This window comes from Peribacillus sp. NPDC094092, from assembly GCF_050279365.1.
Lineage (GTDB): Bacteria > Bacillota > Bacilli > Bacillales > DSM-1321 > Peribacillus.
Genome location: NZ_JBNNUC010000001.1, coordinates 1,785,442 through 1,805,221, shown reverse-complemented (window position 1 = coordinate 1,805,221; position 19,780 = coordinate 1,785,442). Strand labels below are relative to the sequence as shown.

At 41.0% G+C, this 19,780-nt stretch carries 17 protein-coding genes and 1 pseudogene; 16 read left to right on the top strand and 2 right to left on the bottom strand.

Annotated features, from left to right (window positions below; translation table 11 throughout):
* The first annotated feature begins 189 nt into the window (after positions 1 to 189).
* From ACQKNS_RS08585 to ACQKNS_RS08570, 4 genes are all read left to right on the top strand, one after another.
* Positions 190 to 1,953, top strand: a complete 1,764-nt coding sequence (locus ACQKNS_RS08585; protein WP_427642036.1) for a CocE/NonD family hydrolase — start codon at positions 190 to 192, stop codon at positions 1,951 to 1,953.
* 530 nt (positions 1,954 to 2,483) lie between these two features.
* On the top strand, positions 2,484 to 2,672 hold the full coding sequence (locus ACQKNS_RS08580; protein WP_427642035.1) for a DUF3311 domain-containing protein: 189 nt from the start codon (positions 2,484 to 2,486) through the stop codon (positions 2,670 to 2,672).
* Positions 2,669 to 4,153 carry a sodium:solute symporter family protein gene (locus tag ACQKNS_RS08575; RefSeq protein ID WP_427642034.1) on the top strand — a complete coding sequence of 495 codons (1,485 nt, stop codon included), beginning with the start codon at positions 2,669 to 2,671 and terminating at the stop codon, positions 4,151 to 4,153. Before ACQKNS_RS08580 ends, ACQKNS_RS08575 begins: the two co-directional genes overlap by 4 nt.
* Before the next feature lie 209 nt (positions 4,154 to 4,362).
* Positions 4,363 to 5,058: a YjjG family noncanonical pyrimidine nucleotidase gene (locus tag ACQKNS_RS08570; protein ID WP_427642033.1), complete on the top strand. Its 696-nt coding sequence runs from the start codon at positions 4,363 to 4,365 to the stop codon at positions 5,056 to 5,058.
* Positions 5,059 to 5,148: 90 nt separating this feature from the next.
* On the opposite strand, the gene ACQKNS_RS08565 is transcribed toward ACQKNS_RS08570, so the two are convergent.
* Positions 5,149 to 6,447 carry an MFS transporter gene (locus tag ACQKNS_RS08565; RefSeq protein ID WP_427642032.1) on the bottom strand — a complete coding sequence of 433 codons (1,299 nt, stop codon included), beginning with the start codon at positions 6,445 to 6,447 and terminating at the stop codon, positions 5,149 to 5,151.
* A 447-nt stretch (positions 6,448 to 6,894) separates the two neighbouring features.
* Here ACQKNS_RS08565 and ACQKNS_RS08560 point away from each other — a divergent pair, with 447 nt between their 5' ends.
* From ACQKNS_RS08560 to ACQKNS_RS08550, 3 genes are all read left to right on the top strand, one after another.
* Positions 6,895 to 7,074 (top strand): IDEAL domain-containing protein, encoded by a 180-nt coding sequence (locus ACQKNS_RS08560; protein WP_427642031.1) that lies wholly within the window; start codon positions 6,895 to 6,897, stop codon positions 7,072 to 7,074.
* A gap of 294 nt (positions 7,075 to 7,368) precedes the next feature.
* Positions 7,369 to 7,497 (top strand): hypothetical protein, encoded by a 129-nt coding sequence (locus tag ACQKNS_RS08555; RefSeq protein WP_260287369.1) that lies wholly within the window; start codon positions 7,369 to 7,371, stop codon positions 7,495 to 7,497.
* Between the two features lie 174 nt (positions 7,498 to 7,671).
* The gene (locus tag ACQKNS_RS08550; protein WP_427642030.1) at positions 7,672 to 7,992 is read left to right on the top strand and encodes an antibiotic biosynthesis monooxygenase; all 321 of its coding nucleotides are present in this window, start codon (positions 7,672 to 7,674) and stop codon (positions 7,990 to 7,992) included.
* 957 nt (positions 7,993 to 8,949) lie between these two features.
* On the opposite strand, the gene ACQKNS_RS08545 is transcribed toward ACQKNS_RS08550, so the two are convergent.
* The gene (locus tag ACQKNS_RS08545; RefSeq protein ID WP_427642029.1) at positions 8,950 to 10,353 is read right to left on the bottom strand and encodes a sigma-54 interaction domain-containing protein; all 1,404 of its coding nucleotides are present in this window, start codon (positions 10,351 to 10,353) and stop codon (positions 8,950 to 8,952) included.
* Positions 10,354 to 10,668: 315 nt separating this feature from the next.
* Between ACQKNS_RS08545 and speB the strand changes: the two genes are divergently transcribed.
* From speB to ACQKNS_RS08500, 9 genes and pseudogenes are all read left to right on the top strand, one after another.
* Entirely contained in the window at positions 10,669 to 11,667 is a 999-nt protein-coding gene (gene speB, locus ACQKNS_RS08540; protein ID WP_427642028.1) for an agmatinase, read from the top strand.
* 99 nt (positions 11,668 to 11,766) lie between these two features.
* A complete protein-coding gene (locus tag ACQKNS_RS08535; RefSeq protein WP_427642027.1) occupies positions 11,767 to 13,206 on the top strand; it encodes a sodium:solute symporter in 1,440 nt (479 codons plus the stop codon).
* A 30-nt stretch (positions 13,207 to 13,236) separates the two neighbouring features.
* A pseudogene (locus tag ACQKNS_RS08530) lies at positions 13,237 to 14,010 on the top strand (class II aldolase/adducin family protein); the annotation flags it as partial.
* 89 nt (positions 14,011 to 14,099) lie between these two features.
* On the top strand, positions 14,100 to 15,089 hold the full coding sequence (locus ACQKNS_RS08525) for a D-2-hydroxyacid dehydrogenase (RefSeq protein WP_427642026.1): 990 nt from the start codon (positions 14,100 to 14,102) through the stop codon (positions 15,087 to 15,089).
* Positions 15,090 to 15,254: 165 nt separating this feature from the next.
* Entirely contained in the window at positions 15,255 to 15,347 is a 93-nt protein-coding gene (locus tag ACQKNS_RS08520) for a putative holin-like toxin (RefSeq protein ID WP_220126990.1), read from the top strand.
* Between the two features lie 247 nt (positions 15,348 to 15,594).
* On the top strand, positions 15,595 to 16,167 hold the full coding sequence (locus tag ACQKNS_RS08515) for a TetR/AcrR family transcriptional regulator (protein ID WP_427642025.1): 573 nt from the start codon (positions 15,595 to 15,597) through the stop codon (positions 16,165 to 16,167).
* Between the two features lie 61 nt (positions 16,168 to 16,228).
* Positions 16,229 to 17,656, top strand: coding sequence for an MDR family MFS transporter (locus ACQKNS_RS08510; RefSeq protein WP_427642024.1), 1,428 nt, complete (start codon positions 16,229 to 16,231; stop codon positions 17,654 to 17,656).
* 457 nt (positions 17,657 to 18,113) lie between these two features.
* Positions 18,114 to 19,172, top strand: a complete 1,059-nt coding sequence (locus ACQKNS_RS08505; RefSeq protein WP_427642023.1) for an alkene reductase — start codon at positions 18,114 to 18,116, stop codon at positions 19,170 to 19,172.
* A 215-nt stretch (positions 19,173 to 19,387) separates the two neighbouring features.
* Positions 19,388 to 19,618, top strand: a complete 231-nt coding sequence (locus tag ACQKNS_RS08500) for a hypothetical protein (RefSeq protein ID WP_427642022.1) — start codon at positions 19,388 to 19,390, stop codon at positions 19,616 to 19,618.
* Positions 19,619 to 19,780: the final 162 nt, after the last annotated feature.

Below are 19,780 nucleotides of genomic sequence, written 5' to 3'. Positions count from 1 at the left end.
TACTGAATGGTCATTGGAATATATGATGCACCCAAGTGTTAAGCCAATCGTTTATAAAAAAGGAAGAGGCCAAGGCTTGGAAAGAAAAGCGCTTGGTCTCTTTGTTTTTAAGAAAGGAATACGGAAGGGGAATCATTCATTCAAAGTCAAAAGTAACTCAAATCAATGGTATAGCTAAGAGGAGCGGTCATGATGAAAAAAGTTGAAATAGTTGTCGAAAAAAATGTCCCATGCACGATGAGGGACGGCACCGTACTTTATGCGGATGTATACAGACCTAAGTTGACTGGGCGTTTTCCGGTGTTATTGACCAGGCTTCCTTACAGTAAGGACTTACCGCTTTATTCCCATCGTTATCTGGACACCAATCGTCTTGTTGAAAATGGATTCGTTGTCATCATTCAGGATGTGAGAGGACGATTTCAGTCAGAAGGAGAATTCCGGCCATTCAGCCAGGAAGCGGATGATGGATACGATACAGTGGAATGGGCGGCTTCACTCCCGTATTCCACGGGGAAAGTGGGCATGTTTGGCCTATCCTATTATGGATATACGCAGCTGCTTGCAGCAGAAAAAAAACCTCCACACTTAATCGCCATTTTTCCGGCAATGACGCTGAATGACCAAAGAAATGGAACGGTTTATCGTAATGGGGCTTTTGCTCTCGGCCTTTTTGAAACATGGACATTGGAATCGATTGTGCCTGATTTGCTGAAGCGGAAGTATGAAAAAAATAAGGAAAGAAGAATTTCAGCATTTCGAATGCTTGCTGACTCCCTTAACAATATTAAGGAATGGTATGCATATGCACCTATCAATGCTTGGCCGCCATTAAAGGTTCTGGACGAAGATAACTTTTTCTTTGAACATTTGAATCACCCAATCGAGGACGAAACCTTTTGGCAGAACTCAAGTATTACTGGAAAATTTGATGGAATTCAGCTGCCTGCTTTTCATTTGGGCGGTTGGTATGATTGTTTTATCGGCCCCACTCTGGAAAATTACGTGGAAATGAACAAAGTGAATGGCCAACTGAACAATACTCAAAAACTAATTGTTGGTCCATGGAGCCATGGCCTTTTCTCCGCAGTTCAGGGTGAACGCTCTTTTGGAGTGCACGCGTCCGGGGATTGGATTAACCTTGGAGAAGATATTACCAACCTTCATATTCGCTGGTTTAATCACTGGCTGAAAGGCATCGATAATGGCATTGAGAAGGAACCACCCGTAAAAATATTTGTAATGGGGATTAATGTATGGCGTGATGAAATGGAATGGCCGCTTGAACGGACTGAATATACGAGTTATTATTTGCACAGTAATGGAAAAGCGAATACGAAAATGGGTGATGGGCGCTTAAGCAGAAATGAGCAGGAGGGCGAAAAGACGGATTCATATATATATGATCCCCAAAACCCTGTACCGACAAAGGGTGGAGCTACACTTTTTTCAGGCCCACTTACAATGGGGCCGTATGATCAGAGCGAAATCGAAAAACGGAACGACGTGCTTGTTTATACTTCTGAGCCATTGAAAGAAGCACTTGAAGTAACAGGCCCGGTTAAAGTGAAGTTATTCGCATCAACTGACGCAGCGGATACTGATTTTACTGCAAAGCTTGTGGATGAATCACCGGATGGCACAGCGATTATTTTAACCGAGGGAATCGTCAACGCAAAATACCGGAACGGCCATCGAGCTGAAAAAGAACTGAATGGGGAAATCGTTGAATACGAAATTAACTTGTGGGCTACAAGCAATGTCTTTCTTCCAGATCATCGAATCCTGCTTGAAATTTCATCAAGCAGTTTCCCACAATATGCCCCCAACCCGAATACAGGGAAATCAATGATTGAAAGCAGTGAAGCAAAAACGGCCAGACAAACGATTTATCATAGCAGGGAATTTCCTTCTCACATTATATTGCCAATCATTCCTAGCATTGAAAAATGATGATAACTGCAGGGAGGAGACTTTCTTATGTTTGGTTTTCAACATTGTCACCTGTTTAATGAGTTAAAAACAATTCAGGTGAGGTGATTAAAACTCGGGAATCAGATGATCAATATTAAAAAAACAAAATGATAAGGCCATTGGGATTCTTAAATCACTAGCATTAATAGGTTATAGGATGGATGGTTATGAATAAAAGCGATTGGCATAACTCTTGCAAATAATAAAAGGAAGGGGGTTAAGTTCATCCATTATAATAGATTCCTGGCATAAGGAAATGACATAACAGATGATGCATAATTTTGTCTCTTATGCTATATGTAAGCCAAGGAAAGGTGATTACACTGGAATCCGACCTGTAACCTTAATTAGAAGGAAAATGAAAATAGTAGTTCGAAAATTTACAATATTATTATTTTTTTGAAGTTAGTAGTGAAGTTAAGGTGGTTAAGGAACAAGGTGCATGACCCATTTTTTTAGCGCTTTCACAGTCGTTTCATTAACAGTTTTATTAAGAGGGGGACTTCAATTTGAAGAAAATCATTGTGCTGCTCAGTATCATACCCGCGATTGGCTCATTATCTGTGATTAACCGTGTGGAGCCATATATATTCGGTTTGCCTTTCATTATCTTTTGGTCCACAGCATGGCTTATTTTGACATCCATCTGCCTTTATATTAGCAGTGTGATCTGTGATAGACAGGAGGAGAATAAATGAACAGTTCCATATTAATCATCACCATGACTCTTGTTTTGGCTTTTTACTTAGGTATCCGCGCAAAAAAGGGGCGCGAAATGAAGCTTGACCAGTGGGCAGTCGGGGGAAGGAACTTCGGTTCTTTAATCATGTTCGTTCTGATGGCAGGGGAGATGTTTTCGACTTTTGTGTTTCTTGGCGCCAGCGGAGCGGCATACCGTATGGGCGGTCCCACTATCTATATATTTTGCGCTCTTACTTACATCGTTCCTTTCTGGATTTTACCCCCTATTTGGCGCTATGCGAAAAAGCATAATGTGCTGACGCAATCTGACTTTTTCACAAAAAAGTATAATAGTAAGCCATTGGGACTTCTGGTTGCTGTTATTGGGGTCCTATCAATGATCCCCTATATCGTATTACAATTAAAAGGCTTTCAAATCATCGTTTCCGAAGCATCATATGGGTTGATTCCCCCAACGGTTGCTGTTTGGATCGGAATGCTCTGCGTAACTGTTTTTGTATATGTGTCAGGTATTCACGGTTCGGCTTGGACGGCAGTATTGAAAGATATCCTCATTCTTGTCGTAATTGTGTTTTTGGGCATTTATTTGCCAATACATTACTTCGGCGGAATACAACCAATGTTCGAAACGCTAGATGCAACAAAACCGGGATTCTTATTGCTTCCGGATGAAGGGTTTAGCATCTCTTGGTATATTTCTCTTTGCCTGACCATCGCATTGGGCCAATATATGTGGCCGCATTGCTTTGGAGCGAGTTTATCTTCCCAAAATGAATCAGCTCTCAGGAAAAATTCTGCCATTTTACCTCTGTATCAAATCATTCTGGTTTTCATTCTTTTCATCGGTTTTACGGCGGTTTTGCAGATACCGAATCTACAAGGCGGAGATACGGACCTTGCCTTATTTAAAATCGCGAAAGATGCTTTCCCGCCCTGGATTGTTGGCGTTGTCGGGGCAGCAGGCATGCTTGCAGCCCTTGTACCATGCTCGATGTTGATTTTGACGGCAGCGACGATTTTATCAAAGAATATTTTTAAAGCCGTCAAGCCTGGCACATCGAATGAACAGCTTGCCAAACTAACCCGTATATTTGTTCCAATCGTATCTTTGGTCTCCGTAATCTTTACATTCTATGGAGGTAATACGATGATTGCATTACTGACCATGGCTTACAGTTTTGTCCTGCAACTTTTCCCTCCTTTAGTATTCAGCTTGCTTAAGAGAAATCCGGTAAGTAAAGCGGGTGCCGCTGCAGGGATGATTTTAGGGGTGGTTTTGGTCGCCTACTTTACTCTGACAGAGGCAACAATGGCAACTATATTACCGAAGGCACCACATTTCATCCAGGATCTTGACATAGGAATCGTCGCCATTACCTTTAATCTTATCGTCATGCTGGCTGTAAGTGCTTTCACAAGAAAAGACCAACAAATGATTCAGGAAGAAGAGCCGGTTAAACGAATAATCACATCTTGATCAAAGGAAGCGCGGTCTTTTAGAAACCGTCCTATTCGCTTAGATCTTCTATGACTATCGATAAAGAATTGGGGTGTACTTAAAGAACCATACAAAAAAGGATAGCATTTGATGCTATCCTTTTTTATATATTTACCATGAATTTGCATAATCAATACGTAATCAAAGGAAATGTGTTAAGTTGGACTAAAATGATTATGGAGGCAGCGATGAAATACGAGATTATCTTATTTGATGTTGATGATACATTGCTAGACTTTGGAATATCGGAAAAAAAGGCACTGCATGAAGTCTTTCTGGAGTTCGGTTTACCCACAGGGGCGGAGGATTATGCGGGATGCTACCAAGAAATCAGTCAGGTATTATGGAGGGATTTGGAACAGGGGCTTATTGATTTAACAAATCTGGGAGTGGAAAGGTTCAATCGTCTGTTCCTGAAGCATGGACTTGATATTGATGCGGATGCATTCAGCCGTGCGTACCTTGGACATTTGGGAAAGGAAATACATCTTCTGCCCGGGGCTTTAGAGGTTTGCGAGAAGCTTGGAGGATGCCGGCTCGCCATTATAACAAATGGCTTCACGAAAGTGCAGACAGAAAGAATCGGGGGGTCACCCCTTTGCAATACTTTTGAGACTTTGATAATTTCCCAAGAGGCTGGGTTTCAGAAGCCTGATAAAGGGATTTTTGATTATGCATGTTCCAAGCTAAAGATCACGGATAAATCGAAAGTGTTGATGGTGGGTGATTCCTTGACATCAGATATACAGGGTGGTTTGAATTATGGAATGGATACATGCTGGTACAATCCCCATCTAAAGGATAATAATCTGGGAATTGAGCCCACCTATGAAATCCGGGCGCTCACTGATCTTTTGGAGATTGTAGGAAGCAAGGAAGTATAGTGAGGTATAAGCGTTCTAAAAAACAGAGGCAGCTCGTCCGAGTGATAGGACGTGCAGCCTCTGTTATTACTCATGCCAGGGATTTTAAAATCAGTTTAAATCCAGCTCATGTGATTTGAGTGTTTGATCCTTTTCAATCCTTCTGCTGAAATGCGATGATACTATACAAAGAGCCATTGAAATTGCGAGACCTGCCATCATGAATCCGCCAAATACCAAAGGGGATGGGCCATATGATTCCGCCATGGCAGTCCAGATGAGCGGACCGAAACCTGCAATGGCTGCCGCGACCTGATAACCGACAGATAATCCAGTATAACGGACCTTGGCTGGAAAGAGCTCCGAGAATAATGTTCCTTGTGTAGAAAAAATGGCTCCCCAGATGACGCCGAGTACAACTGCCTGCATAATGTAGAACCAGCCGGCCCCATGCCCAATCATTGTGAAATATGGGATGGCCAAGATGAAAAGGAGAATCAGGCCCCCAAAATAGATGATTTTCCGATCGATGAAATCTGAAATGTAACCAATGGCAGGGATGGTAATTAGCATTGTAGCGCATCCAATCGTTAAACCGGTAAGGGCTGTATCTTGGGAATAACCGAAATACAGTGTAGTAAAGACGAGCACATAGGACATGATGAATACATTGAAGAACCCGTCCCCGATTTTTAGTCCGATCACTTGCAGCACACTTCTCCAATCGTGTTTCAATGTTTCAATAATGGGAACTTTCGCAAGATCGCCGCTAGCTTTCTGCTGCTGGAACTCCGGCGTTTCTTCAATGCCGCTCCTTACCCAGATCGCCAATGCGATCAGTACACCGCTTAAAAGGAATGGAATCCGCCAACCCCAAGCTAAAAATTGGGCATCGGTTGTCAAGGAACTGATAAGGGTTAGGCTGAACGAACCGGCAACCAAACCGATGGGGACCCCTAGTTGGGGAATGGATCCATATAACCCACGGACACCCTTTGGAGCAGATTCCGTTGCCAATAGGATGGCTCCGCCCCATTCACCTCCCAAGGAAATTCCTTGGATCAACCTCAGCAACACCAAGATGGCTGGGGCGGCCAGCCCAACCTGGGCATATGTGGGCAGAACACCGATAAGCATTGAACTCCCTCCCATACCAATAAGGGTGAACATGAGTGCTGCTTTCCGTCCGATGCGATCACCCATATGACCGAATAGGATACTTCCGATTGGACGGGCAGCGTAACCAGCCCCGAAAGTGACAAAGGCGAGCAGAAGTGAAATCGCAGGATCATGATTGGGAAAGAATAGAGTTGTAAAAACTAGGCCTGTTGCTGTCCCGTATAAATAGAAATCATACCACTCAATAACGGAACCAGCTAAACTAGCGAAAAGAACTCGACTTTTTTTCATGGAAATGCTCCTCTAATGCGTAGTATTTCATCAAAATTGTTAACAGCAATAAATAAAGCTGAAATGAACAAAAATGATGCTTCAGGAATATAAGTAAAAAAATGGATTATTTAGATTATTTTAGAGGCCTTATCCATACTGGTCAATATATTTCTGATTTTTCTGAAAAAATGAAGCGAATAACTTAGCTCTCATCACCTGTATTGGCCTATAATTCATTCTAAAGTAATGGGAATAAGGATTTAATCTTACCGGGTCAAATGAAAAGTTTTAACTTAGGAGGGATAAAACTCAAAACATTTAGAATTTTTTATGTATAGAGGAGTGGCAAAGTGGCAATCATGTGGATAAGGAAATGAAAAAGAAGAAAGGATAAGATTTCAAGAAATAATAATAATCTCCAAGTTATTTAGTATAATAGAAAAAAGGTTAAGGAGTTGGTTTCGTATGGAGAAGCAATTGCCAGGAACATCGCTTGAACCTGAAGAGATGGCTGAAATGGTACTAAAAAAGGCCCTTAGTGATTACCGGAGAGCACAAATCGAAAAAGAAATCGATGACTCATTAAGAAATCGAGATAAGGATGAGTTCCTTCGTTTAACTGAAATATTGAAGGGCATTTCATGAAATTCCATTCACTGTGGAAAAGACAAGTAGTGATGATATTGAAAGTGCACATAAAAGCCAGCATGGCTTGAAAATTTAAATATGACGAAGAGGGAGCTTTATAAAACTGGAACAATCTAATTAAATAGCAATCTATAGGATTATAATATTTTACATTGTAAGCGCTTTCTTGTATAATCGAATAAAGAAAACGATGGAGAGTAGATGGAAGTGAACGAATGCAGATACACAGGTATAGGTATTAGTGACTGAAATGTTCATGCACCGGGATAATGACTAAAAGGGGGAAAAGACATGAAAAAGGATGGAGTGTCGTTAATTGAATTTGTTCAGGAGGATCGATTTGAACTAAGCTCCTACATTACTTCTTTATTTAACAAACTGAATGACTATGTTCCCAAAAGTCTTAAAGATAAAAGGTGAATGACAATAGAAAATGGGTCAGGAAGATCTGCATGACTTCCTGATTCATTTTTTATTTTGTTTTTCGGGATTTGGAGTTCTGAGGCACTCAAGTCAAAGGCGTAATAATTGACAATGAGAATCGTTATCGACTAAAATGATTCATTATTAGTATATCGATTGGAGTTGTTCATATTGTTCGTTCAGATGAGAAAAATGGTTGTAAAAGAAGGAAATGCAGAACAAGTAGTAAATCGGTTCAGTGGGGAAGGGATCATTGAAAAGCAGGAGGGGTTCATCGATTTAAGTGTGATGGTGAAAAAAGTGCGACGCGGCGATGAAGAGGTCATCATTATGATCAATTGGGAGTCGGAGGCGTATTGGAAGCAGTGGGAAAAGAGTGAAGCCCATATCGCAGGACATAAAGCAAACCTGGGTAAGCCAAAGCCTGAATATATCGTCAATTCGGAAGGATCATTATATGAAGTGAAGGCTATTAAAAAGGCAGTGAAATAACGGACTGGCCTTTTTTTACATTCCGTACATCAGAAAAGTTAAGTTACTGGGTGGAATATCCCATTTCTCAACTATCGCGTCGCATAGGGATGCGGAATGGGTGCCGTTCACATACAATAGCTTACCTTCACTAAAATTCAGGCTCCCATTATGGGTGCCTCTTTTTGTTTATGGGATCATCTAAACATTGGTTTACGTTATTCCTATTCTGATGATATAGTAAAATATTATTTTAGAATTGGTGACTTTTATGGAAAAGTGAGAGTGGGAGAGCAGGAAGTTCCTGAAGATAGAGTCAATTAAGTTTAGAGGTATTATATTTAAAACTATCATTATGATGTCTTTAAAGTAGTGGTCGTTTATCCGAAACCAAGAACGGTCCCAACTGGGATTTAGATGAAGATTCGTGAGCCAGGTTAGGTGTTCACCATCCGTGAATCTTGCGGTTCCAAATTGGAAAGAACCTTGAAAACATTAAAATGTTTGGCAAGATCGCTATGTTAGTAAGTGAAGGGCTTCCTTATATGGGAGCCTTTTTGCATGTCGGCTAAGATGTGAAAAAACCATATTCGGGACAAAGCATACCAAGAGGGTTTTTCCAGTTATTAGTCTAAAGCAAGGAAAACAGGAGCGATAGGAATAACAGGTGAAACCGGTCCAACAGGAATAGTAGGGGCAACCGGTTTCTGCTTATAAGTAACCAAATTCCAGGATCATTCACAGTGAATGGAGCCAACACTGTGTTTACCGTTCCTGTGAATGGTCGCTAACAGGTGTTACAGACGATCATTCGTTTGATTAATTAGCTTTAGCCTTAATAATATGAAAACGTAAATGATAGTTATGAATCCCATTCATCTTGAATGTGGATTTTTTGATTGAATGTTTAGGGCTTTATAATTTTCCTTATTTTCGATTCAAAGATTTCACTTTTAGTGGATTCCAGTCCAGAGGAATTTATAAATACTTTTTGTATTTCTTTAATTTATAGATGACTGTTGGCTGGCTGATGCCCAAATGTTCTGCCATTTCGTATGTGGTTTTACACTTTTTCCATGCTTTTGCAATCAGTTGCCTTTCAACCTTTTCCAGTGTCTTCTTTAAATCGAAATTTTCTTCACAATCCTGTTCGATTGCAAGGAAGGTGGAGTCTTCAGGCTGTTCGATTTGCCCTGTAATGGATTGCGGAAGGTGTTCGGGAAATATAATTGGTTCTTCGATGGTCAGGATTAACCGTTCAATCAAGTTTTCCAATTCCCGTATATTTCCGGGCCAATGATAATGAGTCAAAACTTCATAAGTCGATGGATGGATTTTTTTGAATTTCTGGTATTTATCACTGGTTTTCTGTAAGTAATGCTGAATTAAGAGAGGGATATCTTCTTTTCGTTCATGTAATGCCGGAATTTGGATGGGAATCACATTCAATCGATAAAATAAGTCCAATCTAAACTTACCTTCACTTACCATCTCCTTCAAATCTTGATTAGTTGCTGCAACCAGGCGGAAGTTAATATGGTTTTCTTTTTTTCCACCGATGCGTTTTATCTTTTTTTCCTGTAATACTTTCAGTAATTTAGCTTGCATGGCAAGTGGGAGTTCCCCGATTTCATCCAAGAAAAGAGTTCCGCTGTCAGCCTGCTCAATCAGGCCTTGCCTCCCTTGTTTATTTGCCCCTGTAAATGATCCCGGTTCATAGCCGAATATTTCCGATTCAAACAAACTTTCAGGTATCGTGCTGCAATTCACTTCGATGAAAGGTTCTTTCTTTCGATTGCTTTGGTCATGAACAGCACGGGCAAAAGTGCTTTTCCCTACCCCGGAAGGTCCTAATAAGAGAATCGTGGCATCGGTTTTTGAAACATTATGGATCGTTTTTAAAATATGCTTCGTTTCATTACTTCTCGCAATCATATAATGGTAATCCATTTCCTTTTCCCTTAAATCCTCGACTTCCGTTTGATAGCCTTTTACTTTACGTTGCAATTGCTCAAATTGATCCTGCAATTGCAGAATCTCGGTTTGATCCTGACCATAGCTGATTACCCTGACGAGAAGTCCTTCCTTATTAAAAATGGGATAGCCAGTCGACATGACAACATGACCCGTCTTCGTTTCTTGCATTATGCGCTTTGCTTTCTTTTCTTTTAAAACAATCGCATTGATTGAAGGTGCGAGAAGGCCCTCGCTTTCTAATTGATAGACGGAGGTACCGATATAAGAGTCACTTTTCATACCATAAATCTCCCAAAGCTTTGGGTTGGAATATAAAATGATTCCATCTTGATCGGTAATGAGAATGTTATTATTCGATGTTTCAATGATCTTATTTAGTTCTTCCTCCAGCATATCGTCGTACATAAGTTCCGCTCCTTTCTGTTTTGGGATGCTATTTAATTAAAATATAAATCAAATAGTCTAAATAATCAAAAATTAAATTAAAAAACAAGAAAATGATTAAGTCTTTAATCATTTGATGAAAAAAATTAATGAAAAGCTCTATATACCGCAGCGAAATACTTGGCCTGAATCTTGCTTATGTAAAAGGTAAGAAGAGAATTTCCAAACATGGTGTTATATATGTCCATTCTATTTGAAAAGATGGAAGTTTGTATGACATCTGCCATCGCAGTGTATTGAAAAATAATAGCAAAATAGAATTTAGGAGGATGTTACATGATGAAGTATCAACCGAAAGACTCATTCAAATCACCCCGTTTTTGTGGAGTGCGTACGTTTATGCGGCTCCCATTTGTTGAACGGGTAGATGAACATATGGATTTTGTCATTACGGGAGTTCCTTTTGATTCCGGGCAATCATTTAGAACGGGTGCGAGATTCGGACCGGAAGCGATTCGCGATTTTTCAATCCTATTACGTCCTTATAATCCAGAACAAGATATTAATATTTTTGACTATATATCAGGAATTGATTATGGGGATATTCCGATCATTCCGGGGTATATTTCTGAAACATATAAAAAGATCGAAGAAGAACTTACCCCAGTCATTGAAAAAGGAATCATTCCCATTTCATTGGGGGGCGATCATTCCATTACGCTAGGGGAGTTACGTGCGATCGTAAAAAAACATGGTCCAGTTGCCCTGCTTCAATTCGATGCTCACTCTGATACTTGGGATAGTTATTTTGATCAAAAGTATAATCATGGAACCGTTTTTCGCCGCGCGATAGAAGAGGGTCTCATCGATGTATCACGATCTCTTCAAATTGGTATGAGGGGCGGTCTGTATGGACCGGAAGATCTTCAGGATGCCCGGGATTTAGGTTTGGACGTTTATACGACAAACGATTATAAACGTATCGGGGTCGAAAAGATGCTAAGGGTCATTCATGAGCGTATTGCGGATGGTCCGGTGTTTTTATCTTTTGACATAGATTTTTTAGATCCGGTCTATGCTCCAGGAACGGGTACCCCTGAAGTTTCCGGAGCCAGCATTGATGATGCTTTAGCATTAGTGAGGGGATTGACGGATATAGATTTTGTTGGATTCGATCTTGTTGAGGTTTTACCATCATACGATCACGGACAAATCACGGCTGCCGCAGCCGCTAATATTGTCTATGAATTCATCACACTCATCGCTCTCGCAAAAAAAGGGAAACTGGAGAAAAAAGAGAGATTCGAAGATTTAGAGACCCAGCTTAACAATTAATTTCCTCATTTTTTACTGTGAAGAAGGAAGGTATTAGTGAAATCCCTTCCTTCTTTACAACGCGATAAGAACAGAATAAGCCCAAAAGGAGATGTGTAAATGCATATTTTGGATATATCGATCATGATTCTATATTTTTCTGTTTTAATCATTGTGGGAGTAATCGGATCGAAACGGGCAAAAACGGCAGATGATTTCATTGTGGCAGGACGCAATCTTGGTCATTTTATGTATTTATCCTGTTTAGCTGCTGTGATATTAGGGGGGGCTTCTACTCTAGGAACAGCAAAGTTAGGTTATCAGTTTGGGATATCCGGTATTTGGCTAGTGGTGATGATCGGTCTCGGCATTATCGCTATCGGGTTGTTTTTAACAAATAAGATATTTAGTTTAAAAGTATTGACGATCAGTGAAATGCTTGAGAAGCGCTACAATTCTCAGACTAGATTGATCAGTGCCCTTGTCTCTGTTATCTATACATTCATGCTGACAGTAACGCAAGTGATCGGGATGGGGACGATTTTACATGTTTTGGCTGGCTGGAACTTAACGGTTTCCATGATAGTCGGAGGTGGAATCGTTTTATTTTATACGATATTAGGAGGTATGTGGTCAGTCACCATGACTGATGTCGTGCAATTCGTCATCATGACGATTGGTATTTTCTTTATCATGCTTCCGATGAGCATCTCCAAGGCAGGCGGATGGGGTTCGCTTAAAGAAAGTCTCCCTGCTTCACATTTCGAGTTAGGCAACATTGGCGGTGAGACAATTTTTCAATATTTCCTATTGTTTACTTTAGGGGTGATTGTTGGACAAGATATTTGGCAGCGACTTTTTACCGCGCGAACCAAAGCTGTTTCACGTGGCGGAACGGTTGGAGCGGGACTTTATAGTGTTTTTTATGCGATTGCAATCAGTATCATTGGAATGTGCGCTTTTATAATCCTTCCCGATTTAGGCGATCCACAAAATGCATTTACCAGCATAGCGTTGGTAACTTTACCTGCTGGTCTATTGGGGGTTGTCATTGCAAGTGTGGTATCTGCCCTAATGTCCACAGCTTCAGGAACTTTGCTTGCTTCGTCCACTTTAGTCGTTAATGACATCATTAAAAAATATATGGGTCCAAAAATGAGTGAACGACAATTTTTAAAAACATCCCGAATTACAACTTTAACGATTGGTGTATTGACCATAATCGTTTCGATATGGATTCAAGATATTTTAGTTGCATTGGATGTAGCTTACGCAATTTTATCCGGTGCTGTGTTCTTTCCGATCATCCTTGGTTTCTTTTGGAAAAGGGTCACGGCCACAGCGGCATTTTACTCCATTCTGGCCAGCATGATCGTTATTATTGCGGGATTGGTGGTTAAAGGACCTTCCTCCACTCAACCAATTCTGTACGGTCTTGCTACTAGTTTTGTCGTCATCACTGCGATTACCTTCCTAAGTTCCAAGAATGACCACAAGAACGAAAGTGAAGTAAAGCAAGATGTAAAGGGTAAAGCTGACATGGACACCATGGTTAATTAAAGGTCCGGCAAAAAAAAAGAAAAACCGAGGAGGAAAGTAAAAATGACAAAGACGATTTCCCTGCAGCCCGCAACATTCAATACAATGGAAGAGGAACGCAATCACAGGAAGGAACGTTTGGCAGCTTCATTCCGCCTTTTTTCAAAGTTCGGTTTCGATGAAGGGGTTGCTGGCCATATTACGGTCCGTGATCCTGAATATACAGACCATTTCTGGGTCAATCCTTTTGGCATGCATTTTAGTCAAATTTCCGTTTCGGATCTTATATTGGTCAATCATAAAGGTGATATTGTAGAGGGTGAACATTCCGTGAATGGTGCTGCCTTCGCCATTCATTCTGAAATCCATAAAGCGCGACCGGATGCGATTGCAGCGGCACATGCACATTCGGTCTATGGAAAGACATGGTCTTCCTTAGGGAGGCTGTTAGATCCGATTACGCAAGATGCCTGCCAATTTTACAATGACCATGCATTATTTGATGATTTTACCGGTGTGGTTTATGCATCCGAAGAAGGAAAGCGCATTGCTAAGGCTTTAGGTCAATACAAAGCTGTCATCCTCCGCAATCATGGATTGTTAACGGTCGGCCAATCTGTAGACTCAGCTGCTTGGTGGTTCATAACGATGGAACGTTCATGTCAAGCACAGATAATGGCTGAATCTGTTGGTAAGCCGATTTTTATAGAAGAAGAGTATGCAAAGTTAACGGCAGAACAAACGGGAACGGAATATGAGGGATGGCTGAGTTTTCAGCCTCTTTGGGACAGAATCAGAAAAGAACAACCGGATTTCTTGAAGTGATCATATTGCACGGCATGGTATAATCGCAACGGATTGCCTTCCCATAAAAGAGGGAAAAGGGAATCGGAGGGTCTTGAGGAGGTTTTATAATGACTGGTTCTAAGAAAATAGCACCTTCACTTTATATCAGGGTCGATATACCGGAAAAATACATCAATGAGTTCAAGGAGATTTGTTCAGACGTTGTTGTCGAGCCTTGGGAATTCGGCAAACCTGAACCAGAGCCAACGGTTGATTTATCAAAGTTTGATGTCCTTTATACGCTTGGGCTTCATGATAATCTAAACATAATAAAAAAAGCTCCTAAGGTTAAATGGGTCCATTCAGACAGTGCTGGAGTGGAGGCCATGCTGAACGAAGAAATACAAAACAGCGATGTCATCATCACCAATGTCAAAGGCTGTACATCTGTCCCGATAGCCGAGCATACAATTGCGATGCTGTCTTCGCTAGCAAGAGGCATACCGACAATGATCAGAAATCAAATAAACAAAACCTGGGTTGAAATTCCTGTGAAAGATCTTGAGAATGCGACAGTGGGGATTATTGGGTATGGTGATATCGGCTATGAAATAGCGAAGAGATGTAAAGCACTAGGCATGACCGTTATCGGGTGCCGCCGGAATCCCTCCAAGAGGAACATAGAATATGAACCTGCTGATTTGATAATGGGCATGGATCAAGTGGATGAAGTCCTTTCCAGGTCCGATTTTGTCATCTTGGCACTCCCGTATACAAAGGATACTTCATACTTTTTTAATAAAGAACGCTTAAATAAAATGAAAAAAGGCAGCTATGTAATTAATGTCGGCCGCGGCAATACGATTGTGGATGAAGATTTAATCGATTGCTTAAGCAATGGGCACATAGCAGGAGCGGCTCTGGATGTATTTGAAGTAGAACCTTTACCTAAGGACCACCCTTTCTGGCAGCTGGAAAATGTCATGATTTCCCCGCATAATGCTTACAACTCTTCCAAACACATAGATCGTGTGATGGAAGTATTCCTGAAAAATTTAAAGCTTTATTCTGACGGTAAACCACTAATGAACGTTGTGGAAAAAAAACTTGGCTATTAAAAAGTAATCGGTCCCTGAAGTTCAACGATCAATCATAAGAAGGAAGTACGAGGGCAGACCCTGATTGGGTTTGCCTTTTTTTGTTTAAAAGCCACTGCTCCATCTTTTTCTTGTATAGGACAATCTCTGATCAGGAAAAGCTGGATATAAGGAGGCGATGTATGAATGGGTACTTTCGAAGTTATTTCCCTAATGCTAAGCTTTGGCATGTTTGTAATTGCTATTCTTGATTTCAAAAATCATGACAAGAATCCTTGAAGATAATGATGGCCGGCGGATCATTTCGATTATTAATGGAAGCGTTTTAAAAAAAATAGCGGATTGTAAGTATTGAGTCCTCGATTTTTAAAACTTGCAGAGAACACCATCATGAGGTGTTCTTTTTGTTTACAATCAGTTCAATCGCATATTCCATTTATAGGCTTTGTCATTTTTGACAAAACAATGATATACGAGTATAGTCTCTAATAGACCGGTTGATATAATTTCAAGGAGTGATCCAGCTATGGCGGAAAAACGAAACTCGAAAGACATTCTTATTGAAGCTGCTTCCCGACTTTTTCGGATACGTGGATATTACGGTGTAGGGCTCAAGGACATTATTGAGGAAAGTGGTATCCCAAAAGGTTCGCTGTATCATTATTTTCCGAAAGGCAAGGAAGAATTGGCGATTGAGGCGATAATTCATACGAAGGAATTCGTGATAGATGAAATTAAACGGGGCTTTGATGAAATCGATGACCCCATCAAAGCCATTCAGTCTCATATTTTTCATTTATCCGAGGTTTTTGGTGATAGTGAAAATCTATTAGGACTGCCAATCGGGACGATTGCAGCGGAAACATATACGACGAGTGAGCAGATAAGAACGGCCTGTCAAGAAGCGATAGAAGATTGGCAATCCATATATGTGAAAAAATTGCTCGAGGCGGAATTCAGTGAGAAACGGGCAAAAGAATTGAGTATCGTAATTAATGCTTTAATTGAAGGCGGTATCCTTTTATCCTTAACGGCGAAAAACGGGGAACCTCTCCAAGCCATTGCGGAACAGATCCCATTATTGCTGATAAATAAATAAGTCATGCGGAAAAATTATCTTAAGCTTAGGTCGAACAGTTAGTAATTGGAGGAATTATTTTATGTCTGCAGATGCAACACAGCAACAAAACCCAGCCATTAGAACGACCCCTATATTAATTGCATTTTTAATTGCAGGGTTCATTGGGTTATTCAGCGAGACGGCATTAAACATGGCGCTGGGGGATCTAATACAAGAATTCAATGCAAGTCCGTCCACTGTGCAATGGCTGACAACGGGTTACCTATTAACATTGGGGATATTGGTTCCCGTGTCGGGGCTCTTGATTCAGTGGTTCAATACTCGTCAATTATTCATTGCCTCAATGGTGTTCTCCATCATTGGGACGCTCATTGCAGCAATTGCACCTGGGTTCGGCATCTTGATGCTAGCCCGTGTCATCCAGGCAATAGGAACGGGTCTTTTATTACCTCTCATGTTCAATACCATTTTAGTGATTTTCCCTATTCATAAAAGGGGAGCGACAATGGGATTGATGGGGCTGGTGATCATGTTTGCCCCGGCCATCGGACCGACGGTTTCAGGTTTGATTATCGAAAACCTAAAGTGGAATTACATTTTCTGGGTGTCTTTGCCGTTCTTTGTGATTGCTTTACTATTCGGTCTCAAGTATATGCAAAACGTTTCAACAATCACCAAACCTAAAATCGATGTACCTTCCATTATTTTATCGACCATCGGTTTTGGGGGAATTGTTTATGGATTTAGTATTGTCGGAGAACAAGGTTGGAGCAATGCGATCGTTCTATCTTCGATCATTGTTGGACTTATAGCGCTATTCCTGTTTGCTGTGAGGCAATTCAACATGGATAAACCGATGATTGATTTGCGCGTTTTTAAATACCCGATGTTCACGTTAGGGTTAATAACCGTCTTCATTACCTTCATGATCATCATGTCATCCATGATTCTCTTACCATTATACTTGCAAACCGGTCTTGCATTAGCTGCGTTTTCTGCTGGGCTGGTACTATTGCCGGGTGGAGTGCTTAATGGTATCATGTCTCCAGTCACTGGGAGCATTTTTGATAAGTTCGGGCCAAGAGGGTTAGTGATCCCAGGCTTCATTATCATGATTGTCATGTTATGGACTTTGACGAACGTAACGACTGAAACGACGATCATTATGGTAATCGTCATGCATACCCTCCTTATGATTGGTGTTTCGATGGTCATGATGCCGGCCCAGACAAATGGTCTGAATCAACTGCCGAAAAATCTTTATCCGGATGGAACGGCTTTGATGAATACATTGCAGCAAGTATCGGGGGCCATCGGTACAACCGTTGCCATTACAATCATGTCAGCGTCCCAAAAAAATTATATGGCAAATGCAGAAGATCCGTTCGATCCATCCGCCATCAGCGGATCATTGACTGCAGGCGTTCAAGATGCCTTTATTTTCGGTCTTGTCCTTGCAATCATTGGTTTGATCGTGTCGTTTTTTATCAGGACAGCACGAGACTGAAGAGATATTAATGAAAGGCTCTTTTCGTAAAGATTGTTGTTTTTAAAACGAAACTATTTAGGTTGATTGGAGCGCAAGTGCGAGACTCCTGCGAGAGCAGCGGGACAGGTGAGACACGACAGGCGTTTACGCCGAGGAGGCTCACCGCCCGCTCCGCGGAAAGCGAGCATCTGGAGGGGAAATCAACCACACCGCATTACTTGTTAAATCGCAACAAAGTATGCGAAAACAGCCTAATGAAAAAAGATAAATTAGCCAGCAGGGAAAAGTTTTTTCCTGTCTGGCTTTTTGTTTGGAAAAAAACAATAACTTTTTATTGGTCCTTAATACCATATTTTATCGAAAGCTATAAAAAATAGAGTGAATTATTTGAAAACCGTCCACTTATCGGATAATCTTACACAGTAATAGTTACTAAAATTTAGCCCAGGTAAAGCGGTTAACAGGAGGAATTCAAATGAATGCAATGAAAACAAAAATGTTTGAACCTGTAACTATAGGTGCATGGAACTTAAAAACAAGAACGGCAATGGCTCCTATGACACGGGCGTTTGCCGATAATGAAACGGGTGTTGTGAACGACCTTACCGTAGAATATTACCGAAAGCGGGCACAAGATGGAATCGGGCTTATCATCACTGAAGGTGTAGTGATTTCACCAAGAGCAAAGGGCAATCCTGGGGTTCCCGGAATATATACTCAAGAGCAAATCAACGGGTGGAAAAAAGTAACGGAAGCAGTGCACGCATATGGCGGAACGATCATTGCGCAAATCTGGCATGTGGGCCGTGCAAGCCACCATGAAATTGCAGGAGGACTTCCTCCGCAGGCCCCGTCACCTATCGCTGCAGAAGGTAAGGTCTCACGATTCGGTAAACCTTTTGACACTCCTGAAGAAATGACAGAAACGGATATTGCAGAAGTTGTGAACCAATATAAACAAGCTGCAAAGAATGCAATGGATGCTGGCTTTGACGGCGTTGAAATTCATGGTGCACATGGCTACTTAATAGACCAGTTCAATTCAGACACCTCCAATAAAAGGACCGATCGGTACGGTGGTGATTTAAAACAGCGTCTGACTTTTATGAAGGAAGTGCTAAAAGCGGTTATTGATGCAATTGGAGTGGAACGCACCCTTATTCGTTTCTCGGCGTTAAAAATTGACCAGCCGTCTTACATGTGGGAAGACCCTGAAAAAGCGATCCAAACATTTATTGAAGCGTTCAATGAAACAGGAGTCAAAATGATTCACCCATCCACGATGGAATTTGCCAAACCGATTGCCAGAGGATTGACGATGCATGAATTGGTACGCAGCCATTGGGATGGAATCATAATTGGTGTAGGGGGGCTTGATCCTGAAACTGCAGAAGCCGCACTGGAAAAAGGCATTATTGACGTTGCGGCGATTGGGCGTCCGCTTTTAGCCAACCCGGATTATCTGGCACGAATTAAACAGGATGAAAAACTTGTAGATTACGAGGCAAAGAAACATTTAGGGCAACTGATTTAATAGAGAAAAATATAAGGCAGGCTCGTTCATCGACAGGACAACGCAGTAACAATGCTTCCTATTCTATAACTGATGCGATTCTTCATTCAAGAAGGGTCGCCTTTTCTATGGAACTAAAAGGGAAGTGCAGAGGAAGAAGGATGTTAAAAAGGTTATATATATTTGGTAGACTTACTGGTTATTTCAATTAATAAAGTGAGGAAGCTGGTATATAAATGGAACGTATCATGGTTATCGGAGTATCCGCGGGTGTCGGAAAATCTACTTTTGCAAGAAGACTTGGAGATAATTTGGATATCGAAGTCCATCATTTGGATGCATTCTACTGGAGGCCTGGCTGGGTGGAAGCTCCTATAGAGGATTTTATTTCTGCTCAGAAGGAAGTATTGAGTCATGACAAGTGGATAATGGAAGGCAATTATAGTCATTCTTTTAATTTACGTTAGGAGCTTGCCGATACGATTATTTATTTAGAACTTCCTCTCCATGTTTGCCTTTACCGTGTTATAAAACGTTGGTTATCTTATCTAGGTAAAACTAGACCTGATATGGGCAAAGGCTGCAATGAAAAATTAGACTGGCAGTTTGTTAAATTTATCATGACCACC

Excerpts from the sequence above, each read along its gene's own strand:
- ACQKNS_RS08585 (WP_427642036.1), top strand. The coding sequence starts at position 190 with ATGATGAAAAAAGTTGAAATAGTTGTCGAAAAAAATGTCCCATGCACG.
- ACQKNS_RS08575 (WP_427642034.1), top strand. The coding sequence starts at position 2,669 with ATGAACAGTTCCATATTAATCATCACCATGACTCTTGTTTTGGCTTTT.
- ACQKNS_RS08570 (WP_427642033.1), top strand. The coding sequence starts at position 4,363 with ATGAAATACGAGATTATCTTATTTGATGTTGATGATACATTGCTAGAC.
- ACQKNS_RS08565 (WP_427642032.1), bottom strand. The coding sequence starts at position 6,447 with ATGAAAAAAAGTCGAGTTCTTTTCGCTAGTTTAGCTGGTTCCGTTATT.
- ACQKNS_RS08560 (WP_427642031.1), top strand. The coding sequence starts at position 6,895 with ATGGAGAAGCAATTGCCAGGAACATCGCTTGAACCTGAAGAGATGGCT.
- ACQKNS_RS08555 (WP_260287369.1), top strand. The coding sequence starts at position 7,369 with ATGAAAAAGGATGGAGTGTCGTTAATTGAATTTGTTCAGGAGGATCGA.
- ACQKNS_RS08545 (WP_427642029.1), bottom strand. The coding sequence starts at position 10,353 with ATGTACGACGATATGCTGGAGGAAGAACTAAATAAGATCATTGAAACA.
- speB (WP_427642028.1), top strand. The coding sequence starts at position 10,669 with ATGATGAAGTATCAACCGAAAGACTCATTCAAATCACCCCGTTTTTGT.
- ACQKNS_RS08535 (WP_427642027.1), top strand. The coding sequence starts at position 11,767 with ATGCATATTTTGGATATATCGATCATGATTCTATATTTTTCTGTTTTA.
- ACQKNS_RS08525 (WP_427642026.1), top strand. The coding sequence starts at position 14,100 with ATGACTGGTTCTAAGAAAATAGCACCTTCACTTTATATCAGGGTCGAT.
- ACQKNS_RS08520 (WP_220126990.1), top strand. The coding sequence starts at position 15,255 with ATGGGTACTTTCGAAGTTATTTCCCTAATGCTAAGCTTTGGCATGTTT.
- ACQKNS_RS08515 (WP_427642025.1), top strand. The coding sequence starts at position 15,595 with ATGGCGGAAAAACGAAACTCGAAAGACATTCTTATTGAAGCTGCTTCC.
- ACQKNS_RS08510 (WP_427642024.1), top strand. The coding sequence starts at position 16,229 with ATGTCTGCAGATGCAACACAGCAACAAAACCCAGCCATTAGAACGACC.
- ACQKNS_RS08505 (WP_427642023.1), top strand. The coding sequence starts at position 18,114 with ATGAATGCAATGAAAACAAAAATGTTTGAACCTGTAACTATAGGTGCA.
- ACQKNS_RS08500 (WP_427642022.1), top strand. The coding sequence starts at position 19,388 with ATGGAACGTATCATGGTTATCGGAGTATCCGCGGGTGTCGGAAAATCT.